The sequence below is a fragment of the Streptomyces subrutilus genome, assembly GCF_008704535.1.
Lineage (GTDB): Bacteria > Actinomycetota > Actinomycetes > Streptomycetales > Streptomycetaceae > Streptomyces > Streptomyces subrutilus.
In genome coordinates, this window is record NZ_CP023701.1 from 1,780,189 (window position 1) to 1,792,988 (window position 12,800).

At 67.9% G+C, this 12,800-nt stretch carries 3 protein-coding genes; 1 reads left to right on the forward strand and 2 read right to left on the reverse strand.

The window, feature by feature from the left end:
- Window positions 1–106 precede the first annotated feature (106 nt).
- Window positions 107–691: a hypothetical protein gene (locus CP968_RS07705; protein WP_150517282.1), complete on the reverse strand. Its 585-nt coding sequence runs from the start codon at window positions 689–691 to the stop codon at window positions 107–109.
- Window positions 685–7,935, reverse strand: coding sequence for a polymorphic toxin-type HINT domain-containing protein (locus CP968_RS07710; protein ID WP_150517283.1), 7,251 nt, complete (start codon window positions 7,933–7,935; stop codon window positions 685–687). Before CP968_RS07710 ends, CP968_RS07705 begins: the two co-directional genes overlap by 7 nt.
- A 344-nt stretch (window positions 7,936–8,279) precedes the next feature.
- Between CP968_RS07710 and CP968_RS07715 the strand changes: the two genes are divergently transcribed.
- The gene (locus CP968_RS07715; protein WP_150517284.1) at window positions 8,280–12,644 is read left to right on the forward strand and encodes a ricin-type beta-trefoil lectin domain protein; all 4,365 of its coding nucleotides are present in this window, start codon (window positions 8,280–8,282) and stop codon (window positions 12,642–12,644) included.
- Window positions 12,645–12,800 lie beyond the last annotated feature (156 nt).

Genomic DNA, 12,800 nt, shown 5'->3' on the forward strand with positions numbered 1-12,800 from the left:
ACGACCCGGCGCCTTTCGCAACGCCTGTCCGCTGACGTTGCCGTCAACTACTGCCGTCAAACACGCAGGAGCCCCGCCGAGAATGCACCTCGGCGGGGCTCCTGAATTACCGTCCAGCTGAGTGGATGAATCGACTCTGAATGGCCAGCAGGCGCTCGCGACTAACGATTCGGTCGCCCTGCCTCAGTTGCTGGAGCAAGTCAGATCTCAAAGCATCCAAAGGGGGCGCGGAAGTTGCGCGCTGCTGAAATTCTGCCTCCTGGGCGAAGAAAGCAGCACCTGAAAGGTTCTGGTCCAATTGCCCCATCGCCGTCAGGCATGAATGTGCACACTTGAGCGCATCTTCAACGTCGCCGCTGGATCGATAGAGGGCCGCGTACCGCATCGCCAGCACCGAGTAGAAGGAATAGATACCTGCTACGTCGATGATCTCCTCGTCAGACGGTTCGAGCTCTCGGAAACCCTCCAGAGACTCCACCGAAGCGCGGAACGAATCTGCCGGGATTTCAGGATCCCAAAGATTCTCCAGAAGCTGGACAACGACATCGGAGTCACTATTCCGCGCGGGATCGACTCCGCACAGCCCCGTAAACACCTGCGCCATCCGCTCCGCGCAGCCAGCCACGAAGGTTGCAACCTGAGTCTGCGACTGCCCCCGAAGGGTCGCCGCAACAGCCTCATCGACTACCACTCAAAGCTCCTCTGGCGAGTTGTAGTTTTACCACTTCCCGGGAACACCTCACCCATCATCTTACCGCCAGTGCCCCGGATGAGCGGCGCACACCTACCCAGGCAGACATTGCGGGAAGTCCCTCCCGAAATGGGAGTCCATCCCATGTCATTAATGAAGAGCAGGGCATTCTGTTCTGCGTGAGTGCCTGGGATGTTGTCGGCGACGATCTCACCCTTACCGATGGCAGACATCTGTGCGGGGGTCAAGCCATCACCAGATCCGGCAACGACATTGATCGGACCATGCGGGGTGTCCGCCCTAATTACAGCCACCGTGCTCACGTTCTTGCGAACGAATTCGTCCGGCTCGGCGGCATGAATTTCACTCGCCCGTGCCGAGAGACCGCAATTGTGGACGAGGACCGGTGTGGCGCCTGCCAGCACATAGTACGTGTGGACGTCGGCCACGGTCAGGTTGTGCGTCGTGACGGCGTGCGGGTAGTTGCGGACGGCCTGGACGGCGAGGGGTGTGCCGTCCGGCTGGCGGAGTTGTTCGCCCGGGGTGAGGGTGCCGGCGTCGGTCCACTGACGGCGGGTGTCACTCCAGTAGGGGTGGTGGTATGTCGATGTGAGGGTGACGGCCGGCCCGTCGGGGTTCGCCCCATTGGTGAGGGTGAGGTCGGTGAAGTCCTTGTCGTCCGGCGTGGTGATGGTGTCGGTGACCTTCTTCGGGCTGGTTTCGCCCGTCTGCGGGTCGGTTGCCAACACGGTGTCGCCGACCTGGATGTCTTCGATGGCCTTGGTCGTCCCGTCGGCCATCTGGACGCGCGTTCCTGCGGGGAAGCTGTTCGTCTCGCAGGATTCGGGCTTCGACCTGGCATCGGAGCCGCTGCCTGAGGATTCGGCGTCGGCTTCGCCCTTGCTCGCCTTGTTATTGGTTCCAGCGCTGTCGCTGGCTGACTCCTTCGAGGCCTTTATGTCGCCTGATTTCGCCGCCTTGGCCGCGGCAACGGCTGCCTCGTTCTCGGCCTTCTTGGCCTTGGTAAAGGCCTCCATGGCGCGAGAGGCCCTGCGTTCGGCGGCATTGATGGCGTCGTAGGTCTTGTTGATCTCCTTGTAGATCTTGACGGCCTTGATGCCCACCTTGATCGCCTTGAATAGCTTGCCCCAGGGGACGGCATTCAAGGCGGTGTTGACGCAGGCCATGACGTCGCCCTTGGTGAAGCAGTCGCGGGCGTCGTTGTAGCCGATCAGGTCACCGATCAGGTCGATGACAGCGGACTTCAGTTCCTCGCGCCGGTGCTTCGATTTGACAACCTCGGCATTGGCGCTGGCCAGTTCCTTCGATGCTTGGCTGGTCTGGCCGTCACCGTCGTCACCGTCGCCGCCGCCGCCTGAAGAGGGCGGCGTAGGCGCCCCGCCCGTAGGCGTGTTGTTGCTACACCCCAGTTCACCCCGCTCGCACTTCCAGGCCAGTCCACTGGGGTCGGACTTGTTGATCGGGTCGTTGTTGGAGTAGGCGTAGGCGTTCCACTGCTGGGGGTCGCTCGCGTCGATGAGGGGGTCGGGGCTGATGAAACGGCCTGTGGTGGCGTCGTATTCACGGGCGCCGAGGAGGGTGAACCCGGTGGATTTCTCCTTGGTGCCGCCTACGAAGCCCTTGTCCCCGGCCCACGTGCCGGGTGCGGGCTGGGTACCGCGTTCGTTGCCGAAGGGATCGGCGGGGCGGCGGACCTGGGCGAGGTCCGTGGCGTTGAACTGGACACCGTTGGTGCCGTGGTGATCCGAGGACTGATAGGCGAGCGTGGAGGTGCCGGCGGTGGTGGTACGGGTGATGGACAGGCCGCCGGGGGCACTGTAGGTACGGACGTTCGAGACCTTGCCGGTGGCGGTGTCCAGGGCGATCTGGTCGGTGCCCAGATTGAGGGTGGTCTTGCCCGGCTCACGGCGGATCAGCTGGTTGCCGCCCGTGTCGTAGAGGTAGCTGGTGCCGGCGCTCTCGCCGGTTCCGATGATCTTGTCGATCTTGCCCTGGTCGTTCCAGGTCAGGGTCTTGGTGCCGGGCGTGCTGGTGACGGCTGCGGTGTTGCCGGCGGCGTCGTAGGTGTACGAGGTGACCTTGGTGCCGGCGGGGCCGGTCTCGGTGGAGGTCATCAGCGCGTGCGGCCCGCCGGTGCCGCCGCCGGTCTTGGGATCGGTGGACGGCGTATTCGGCTGGGCACCGAAGGTCTGGGTGACCGTGGTGTCCTTGGTGGCGTTGCCGGTGACGTCCTTCTTCACCAGCTTGGTCCGGTTGCCGATCTTGTCGTACTCGTACTGCTGCCAGTACGGAGCGGGACCGCCGACGCTGGGCTTGCCGCCGACGTCGGACTTGGGTCCGGTGGCGTTGGCGCAGTTGCCGATGCCTCGGACGCTGGGCTGCGGTGCGGTGCTGGTGGTACCGGTGTCGGTCCAGGCCTGGGTGAGGCGGCCGAGGTAGTCGGTGGCGAAGCACTGCAGGTCGCGGGTGGCACCGTCCTGGGTGTTGCTGAGAGAGGTCAGCTGGCCGACCCGGTTGTAGGTGAAGTCGACGACGTCGACGCTTGCGGTGGTCGCGGTCTGCTTGTCCAGGGTGGAGCGGACCGGCCGGCCGGTCGCCAGGTCGAAATCGGTGGTGGAGACGACCTGGCGGCCGGAGACACCGACGGTGGTGCGGATGGCGCGGCCGTAGGGGTCGCGGCGCAGGTCGACGACGTACGGGGTCCGGATCTCCAGCGGTCCGGTGGTGCCGTCCATCGCGGTCAGGTTTCCGGCGATGTCGGTGCCGAAGTGCAGCGTTTCGACGTCGAGCCCCGCACCGCTGATGGCTGGCAGTTCCGTCGTCTTGAGCTGACCGTACTTGTCGTAGGTGTTCGTGCTCTCGTAGGTGCCGGCCAACTGCTTCTCGGTGGCGGGAATGGTGGTCTTGGTGCCCAGCGGGCGGTATCCGCCGTCGTAGCCGGTGACTTCGGTGGTGTAGGCGCTGCCCGCGGAGCCGCCGACGAAGCGGGTCGTGGTCGAGGGCTTGCCGAGCTTCTTGGTGTCGTAGGTGACCGACCCGACCTGCTTGGCCGGATCGACCGCCTTGCCCGAGTACGTGGCGAGGGGACGGCCCAGGATGTCGCTGACGGTGGTAGCGCTCTTCTTGCGGGCGTCGGTGACGGTGACGAGGTTCTTGCTGTCGTCGTAGACCGTGGTCGCGGTGCCCGCGTCCGGGTCGGTGGTCTTGACCGTACGACCCAGGAGGTCGTAGGTGAAGGTCCACTCGTTGCCGGCGGAGTCCTTGCGGCGCAGCTCCTGGCCCTGCGTGTTGGACTCGTACGTGGTCTCGTCGTAGGCGCCCGTCGGCGTGTTGGACTTGTACTGGCGCAGGAGCGAGGTGGTGCCGTTGGTGATGCTCGCCGTGGCGAACCCACCGGTGGGCGGAATGCTGCGGACCTCATCGGCGCCGGCGTACTCGGTCTTGGAGCGCCACTGCTCGACACCGAAGGACTGGAAGACGGAGGCCGTGGGACGGCCGAGGCCGTCGAACACGGAGACGGACTGAGAGGGGATCTTGCTGTCGGGGTTGACTCCGCCGTTGGGGAGGAACAGGGCGCCGCCGGGAGCCTTCTCGTCGTTGAAGTACGGGGCGCTCGTCTTCACCTGCCAGCCGTGCGAGTCGAAGAGGGCATCGGTGACCATGCGGCCTGCGACACCGGAGGGTGTGTGCGCCTGGGTCTGGCGGACGCGGCCGAGGCCGTCGTAGAGGGTGTAGCTGGAGATGTAGGAGTCGTCGTTCATGAGCGTCTGGCTCAGAACGGTCGTCGGCGCCTTGGTGCCGTTCATCGCGTAGGAGAACTTGCGGACCGGCGGGTCGTCCTTGCGGACCTGGCCGGGCTGCCATACGGCTACGACGCGGCCGAGGGCGTCGTAGTCGCGTTCGGCCACATGGTTGTTCTCGTCCGTGCTCTTCAGCGGGAGCGCGCGGCCGACATCGAGGGTCGTCACCGTCTTCCAACCCAGGGGGTTGGTGTGGGTGACCGAGGTCGGCAGGGCGCCGGTGGCGGGCTGGTACTCGGTCCGGCTGACCGCACCATCGGGGTGGGCGGCGTCCTTGCGGACCTTGTTGGTGCTCGTGGTGATGCGGCCGTAGGCGTCGTAGGCGGAGACGATGTTGAGCCGGTAGACGGGGCTGCCCGCCGCGTCGTACTTCTCGAGGACCTCGGTGCCGGTCTGCTCGCCGGTCGCGTCGACCTGTCCCAGCGGCAGACCGTCGAAGTAGGCGCGGGTGTCGCCGACGGTGTTGACCGCGGTCGGGGTCTGACCGCAGGCACCGGAGAGGACCAGGGTGCGGGATGCGAGCTGGGTCAGGGCCGCGCCCGTACCCTGCGCGTACTCGAAGGTGGTGCACAGGCGCTGGTCGGGGCGTGAGATGTCGCTCCAGTCGTCGACGTTGACCGGGCGCGCGAAGAGGGTGTCGTCGTAGGTGGAACTGCGCTCACTGGTGCGCCAGGTGCCGTTGGCGAGTTTGGCGCGGGTGGTGACCTTGCCGGTGTTCAGGATGCGGGCGGTGACGGGGGGCATGTTCCCGGACTGGGCGCGGGTCGCCGTGACCTTCTCGCGGAGCCAGGGGGTGGTGACCTCGTCGGCGACGACCGTGCCGCCGTCACGGTCGAAGGTCTCCGTCTGGCGGACGAAGCCGGACAGGGCCTCCTCGTCCTTGATGGTGCCGCCCTGCACGTCCGCGACGGTGACGTTGCGCTTGCTTCCGTTGGCAAGGACGTCGCCGTCCATGCCCCGCAGGAAGGTGGAGACGGACTTGGTACGCGGGGCTTCCGCACTGTTGCCGCTACCGGTTCTGGTGGTGACGGTGGCATAGCCCCGGAACTGGTCATAGGTGCGGGTCTTGGGGTCGGCGAACTCGGAGTCGTTGCGGTGCCAGGCGACGCCGCCGCCGTACTCGTAGTCGGTCACGGTCGTGACCTGGCCGGCCACCATGTCCTGCTGCGTGACGGACTGCACGACGATCTTGTTGAACCAGTCGTTGACCGGATCGGGGAAGGACTGCTGGGGCAGGTACCACTTGACCGGCATGCAGGCCATGGTGTTGCCGTCCTCGGAGGACGGCATGGTGCCCTTGACCCGTGAGCACTCGGGAGCCTTGTAGACGACGTTGATCTGGCCGCCGGTCTCGGTGGTGATCGTCTGGATCCGCGGCCGGTTGAACCGGAGGGTGGTGGCTTCGGTGCCGTCGGGACGTTTGACGATGCCGTCGACGCGGTTGGGGATCTGCAGCGGCTGGAAGGAGACGGGCGGCACGGGGAGCGTGGCCTTGCCGTTCGTACCGCTGCGCTGGACGGACTCGAGCCACAGGGTGGGCGAGCTGCCGTCGCCCGACGGCTCGAAGCGCTGCTTGAGGGCGTACGAGTCCACGCTGCGGTAGGCCGTGCCGGCGAGGACCTCGGTGTCGATCTTCGTCAGGCGCTTGGTGGAGAAGTACGTGGGCGACAGGTTCAGGCACTGTCCGGTGGAAGCGCATTCCTGGTCGACGGGAGTGTCGGGCCAGAACGCGGCGTTCGCCTTGGTGCGTTGCGCCGGGGCGCAGGTGATGGCGCCGCTGGTGAAGCAGCGCTCCTCGGTGCGCAGCCAGACCTGGGCGGCGGGCTTGGCCGCCCCCTTGGCGGCGATCTGGTCGGGGAGGCGCTGGCCGTAGCCGATCCAGGTGGGGTAAGAGCCGCGCTGGTAGGCGGTGGCGGTGCCGTTGCCGTTGTTCTGGCCGCCGCCGCGCCCGTAGTGGTTGCCCTCCTGCTCGTAGCGGTAGGAGATGAGGTTCTGGTGCGGGTCGACGACGTAGTCGAGGTTCCACTGCCAGCCCAGCTGCGCGAAGGTGCCGTTCGCCGGGGTGAGGCCCTTCAGGCACTTGTCCTGGCCGCTGTTGAAGTAGACCGGGACGGTGGAGACTGACTTCGCCTCGGGGTCGGTGCCGTCACCGCCGGGCAGGCGGTTGGCGCCGAAGTAGTACTGGGTGCCGTCCGTGGTGGTGACCCGGTAGGCCTCGCCCTTCCAGGCGGGGTTCTTCTGCCCGGTCAGTCGCTCGATCCTGGTGCCGTCATCGCCCTGGAGGCGGTACACACAAGTGGCGTCGTCACGGACGATCTGCCCCGAGTGGCCCGCGAGGTTCAGGGAGAGGATGTCCCCCGCCCAGCACTCGTCACCGGAATCCTTGATACCGGCGTCCTTGCAGGTCCGGTAGGAGCGGGAGATGGAGCCGGGGCTCCAGTCCCAGCCTTCGCCGATCGGTCCGGACTGGGCGTTGGTGGACGCGGTGCGGCCGTCGATCGAGGAGGAGTCGTAACCGAGCACGACGCTCGGGGCCGGGCCGGCTATGGCGGCGGGGAGCTCGGCCGTGTAGCCGTAGGTGAAGTTCGCGGCGTTCGTACCGGCCTGCCAGGAGGCCGAGGGCAGAAGCGGTGTGGCGGAATAGTCGCCGCCCGCGCCGGAAGGGCCGGCCTCGACGGCCAGGGCGACGCCTTCGGCGGCGAGCACCTGTGGAGCGGCCGCCGGGGCGGATTGCGCGTTCGGTCGGGTCTTCAGTACAGACGCCGGGGACGCAGGCACACGGGGGGCCGCGATCTCGGCGACCAGGCGTCCGGTGGCGTCCCGGTGGGCGGCGACAGGGGTCCGGCTGGTGCAACCGGCCGCGCCCGGAGTGGTGAGGGCACAGGCGGGCAGTTGGACCACGCGTGCGCGGTCGGCCCAGTTGGCGCCGGCCGCGTCGGCCCAGGCGGTCACGTCGAGGCTGACCTGGACCTTGGCCGCCGGAGCGGTACCGGCCGGCTCGGTCAGGGCGACGAGTGCGCCGTTGACGCCGGCGGCCCGGGTCGCCGCGGCGTCCTTCACCTCGACCCTGAGGGTTCCCTTGTCGATGGTGTCGGGTGAGCCGGCACCACCGACCGAGGAGAGAGACGCCTTCGCGTCGTTTACAGCTGCGATCCAGACAGGCAGCGTGTCGGCCTTGACGGACCGCGCGCCGGCCGTGGGGACGGGAAGCGGCTCGGGCGTGAGGGCAACGGTCGCGGAGCCGGCCGGGACGGCCGCCTTCAGCGACGGCTTCCACTTCTGAACCGGGGCCTCGACCGGCACCTCGGGCTTGGCGTCGACTCCCTTGACCGGCTCCACGTCGGGCAGCGGAGTCTGCGGCGGTACCCACACCTTCGGTGGTGTCTCGGCAGCCTCGACCACGGGAAGGCCCAGGCCAGACACGAGAACAGTGAGTGCGGCAGCTACCGCGACCCTTGCTCGACCACGTTTCGAGCGCACGGCGAACACACGCCGACCAGACAAGTGGATCCCCCCACTGACAACCGGAACACGAGTATGTCCGGACCGATCAGGTCCAGATCAAGCGCACTCTATGGAGCATGCGTTCGACATGTAAGTGATTTATGAAAATCTCCTTAAGTGGCTACCGTCACGTGATGGACAACCCGGCACTTCACGCCCCAATGAGGCATCTCGCCTTGAAATTTTGTTGACAAGTTTGCAGACCGGAAGGGACGGTGCGCCTGACGTCTGCTCAATATCCGCACACAGCGAGGACTTCCGGCATGAGACCGTCACGTCGTTCACGCAGTACGAGTCCGGGGGGGCTCCGTCTACGCCGGACCTCCCGTTCCCTGACCCTTCCCCTGGCCGGGGCCGCCGCCCTCGCCCTCGGCGCCGGCCTCCTCGTGGGGCCGCCCGCCGCTGCCGACGACGCCCGGGGCCACGGCCCCGCCAACAGCGCCTGGCCCACTCCCGCACCACTGCCGCCCAGCCCGGAATCCCGCGCCATCGACGCGGCGAAGACCGAGGCCGGGAACAGCGGCAAGTCCGTCGTCATCGACCATCTGACGACGGCGAGTTCGCAGACCTTCGCCAACCCCGGTGGCACCCTCACCACGGACACCACACCCGTTCCGCAGCGCGTCAAGGCTCCCTCCGGGACGTGGCAGACCCTCGACGCCACCCTGCGGACCAACCCCGACGGCAGCGTGACGCCCACGGCCGTCGCCTCCCCGCTGAGCTTCTCGGGTGGCGGCACGGGCCCCATGGCCACCATGACCACGGGCGACGGCAAGAGGTTGGCCCTCAAGGCGCCCTTCCCCCTGCCCAAGCCCGCTCTCCACGGCGACAGCGCCCTGTACACCACGGTACTGCCCGACGTCGACCTGGAGTTGACCGCGACACCTGTCGGCGGCTGGCGCCAAGTCCTGATCGTCCGCTCCCCCGAGGCCGCGGCGAGCCCCGCCGTCAGGAGCCTCCGTCTCGGCATCGAAGCCGATGGACTGTCGGTCACCGCAGACGGCGCCGGTAACCTCACCGCCACCGACGACCGGGGCAGGACCCGCTTCTCCGCTCCCACCCCCCTGATGTGGGATTCCGCTGCGCCCCCGGCCACCGCGGCAGCCGTCCCGTCCCGGCAGGCGCGCTCCCTGGCCACCCAGTCCGCCCCGGCCGACGGCGAAGAGCCCGTGCGTTCCAGCACCGACGGTCCCGGCCAAGGCGCGGTGGTGAAGCAGATCCGCACGACCGTCGACGCCCAGGCCATCCACCTCGTGCCCGATGCGGCCCTCCTGGGGCAGGGCACCGGGCCCTGGTACATCGACCCGGGCATCAACCCGACCATCGACAACGCCAACCAGGCCTGGGCCCAGGTTCAAGAGGCCTACCCCGACACCAACGAGTTCAACGGCACCCAGTACGGGCAGGACAAGCCCGCCACCGGCTACTGCGGCTACAACGTCGGCAACCCGCCGTGCGAGGGCATCGGCCGGACCCGTGCCTACTTCCAGATCGGGGTCGACTCCAGGCTGTACTACAGCGAGATCATCAACGCGACCTTCCACGCGACCGTGATCTCCTCGTCCAGCCCGAGCACACCCACCCCGATGGGCTTGTACTCCACGACCGCGATCGGCAATCCGACCAAGTGGAACCAGCAGCCGTGTGACAAGAATTCACGGATGGGCGGCTGCACCAAGATCGGCCACGCGAACATCTCCGGGACCGGCGGCATAGCCTTCGACGTGAAGGACCTGTTCAAGACCGCCGTCCGGTACCAGTGGCCCACCCTCACCGTCGGCCTCGCACCCGATGACGAAAACAACAAGTACTACCGCCAGCGGTTCAACAACACCCCGCACATCGTGGTGGAGTACGGCATCACCCCCACCGTCTGGTGGCCGCGTGCCAGCCCGACCCCCGGCTTCGCCGGCACCGGCGCCTACGCCGACTGCCGCACCCCCGGCACCGCGAACCCCTGGGACAACCCAGGCTGGATCGGAGCCAACAACAACATCACCCTGAGCACGAACACCTACTCGGCCACCGGGCTCCAGCTCTGGACGGCCTTCCAGTACTGGGACGACGACAACGGCGGCCAGAGCGCTTACGCCGAGACCGGGTGGAACAGCAGCCACGGCACCGTCAGCGTCGACATCGGGCCGCTGACAGACGGACACCAGTACGGCTGGATGGCCCGCAACACCGACGGCACGCTCACCAGCGCCAACACCGACATGTGTTTCTTCCGGGTCGACCGCACTCCACCGACCGCCGTCGTCACGTCCACCGACTTCCCCGCCTCCGACACCATCGGCGCCCGCCCCAAGCTCGCCGGCCAGGAGGGCACCTTCACTCTCAGCGGCACCGACCCCACCCCCCTCGGTGGCGGCCGCACCTCGGGCCTGGCCTGCGCACGGTGGACCACCGACCCCGTCAAGGCGGCGGCCACGGGCTGGAAGTGCACCGACACCGAGCCCGGCATCACCCGTCTGACCGACGGCAAGGGCACCGTCAAGATCACTCCCCGGACCTGGGGCACCAACTTCGTCTACCTGCAGACCCAGGACAATGCGGGCAACATGTCCCAGCCCGCCGTCTACAGCTATTACGCGCCCTCCAACCCGGATGCCGGCAAGCCCGTCTTCGGTGACGTGGACGGCGACCACACGCCCGACATCCTGCTCCCCGACAGCGCCGGCAACCTCCGCAAGATCTCGGCCGGCTCGGATCCTTACGCCGCGCCCGCGGCCAAGGCCCAGGCCGCACCCGGTTACAGCGCCGACTGGAACGCCGTCCAGACCACGCACCGGGGCAGCCCGGGCGACAAGCTCGTCGACGACCTCTACGCACACCAGGCGGACCACCCGAAGCTCTACCTGTACGCCAACGACAACCGAGGCGCGTTCGACACGAAGGCCCCCGAGCCGATCACCAAGCCGGGAACCTGCCTCAACGCGACCTTCGCCGTGATCAACTGCACCGATCACGGCTACACGACCGATTGGTCCAAGGTCACCCGGATCGCCGCCTACGGTTCGGTCACGGGGGACGGCAACGGACCCAACGCGGACGCGCTGCCCAGAACCTCCCTGCTGTTCGTCGAGAACGGCCGCCTGTGGCTCAGCCTCGCCGGCACCGCCGGCCAGCTGTCGAAGAACGCGATTCTGCTCTCGGGCAACGACACCGCGTGGGGCGGCTACGAGCTGATCACGCCCGGACGCGCCCAGGGCACCGACTTCCCCACCCTGCTGGCCCGGTCCAAGACCGACGGCTCGGTGCGCGCCTTCTCCGTCCAGGGCGCCGCGCAGGCACCGGTCCTCACCGGATTCGCCAACCCCGCGTCCGGACCGGTCATCGGCACGGTGGACCCCAAGGTCTACCCCCTCGCCGGTTCGGACGGCGACCTCGACGGCGACCGCATCCCCGATCTGTGGGCACTGGACACCAAGCAGCAGCTCGTCGCCTTCAACGGAACCGGTGTCGCCCCCAAGGACAATGTCCTCTACCCCACCCTCAGCGGCATCGGCACGACTCCCCTCACCCTGGGCAATCTGAACACTCCCAAGGCCCAATGGATCCTCGCCGGTCAAAGCGGTGGAAAGACACCGGACGCCGTAGGCGCCGGCGCTGCCAAGCCGTTGGGCACCACTCCGGGCACCGTCACCGGCGTCACGTTCCCCGAGGAGGTCATCGGCGGCCGACCTGCCCGCCACGCCGCCTTCACCCGGGGATCCGCGATCGCCATGCCCGCTCCGGTGATCGACACCCGCAAGAGCTTCACCATCAGCACCATGGCCAAGGCCACCAAGGCGGGCGGAGTCGTTCTCAGCCAGGACCTGAGCCGCAACAGTTCTCTGCTCCTGTACCCCGACCACAACAGGAACACCTGGCACTTCGCCCTGGCCAACGGTGACACGGGCTCGTGGCCGTACGACGACACCAACGAGTCGAACAGCACCGCGAACCTCGCCCTTGGCACCTGGACCCAGCTCACCGCCGTCTACGACCACACCACCGGCCTGATGCGCCTGTACGTCAACGGCGTCCTCGCTTCCACCGGACACCACGACGCGGCCACCAGCCCGGCCCCCGTCGGACCCTTCGCTCTGGGCCGCTTCAAATCGGACGGCGCCTACGCCGACTCGCCCTTCGAGGGCGGGATCAGCAACCTGGCGGTGTACCCCTACGCCGCCTCTGTCGCGGCCCCCGGCGCCACCGGGCCCCTCGCTCTGACCGCCGCGGCCACCCACTGCGTCGACAACGACTACGGGCGCTCCGACGACGGCAACAAGATCCAGATCACCGGTTGCAACGGCAGTGCGGCCCAGCAGTTCCAGATCCGCAACGACGGCACCGTCCAGATCCAGGGCAAGTGCATCGGCGCAGCGGGGGCCGGTACCGCGAACGGCACGCTGATAGAACTCCGGACCTGCGCCGACGTCCCCAGCCAGAAGTTCCTGCCGCGCGCCAACGGCGCGCTCTTCAACCCCGTCTCGGGCCGCTGTCTCGACCTCGGTGGCTTCAACACCACGCCCGGCACTCAGCTCGGACTCTACGACTGCAACCCGAGCAACGCCCAGCGCTGGACCATCCCCACACTCGGGACGGCCCGGCTCCCCCTCCCCAGCCCCGTCCCCATCATCTGACCCCACCGCATCACCGCACGCGGGCCGCTTCCCGGTATCGGGAGGCGGCCCGTCGCGTTGCGGGGCGCGCCCGCCGGGGCCGGCCGCTCCGGCCTGTCCGGCGGCCGGGGGGCCGGCCCGGATATCCTGCCTCGTCCCGAACAGGCCAGGGAGGCC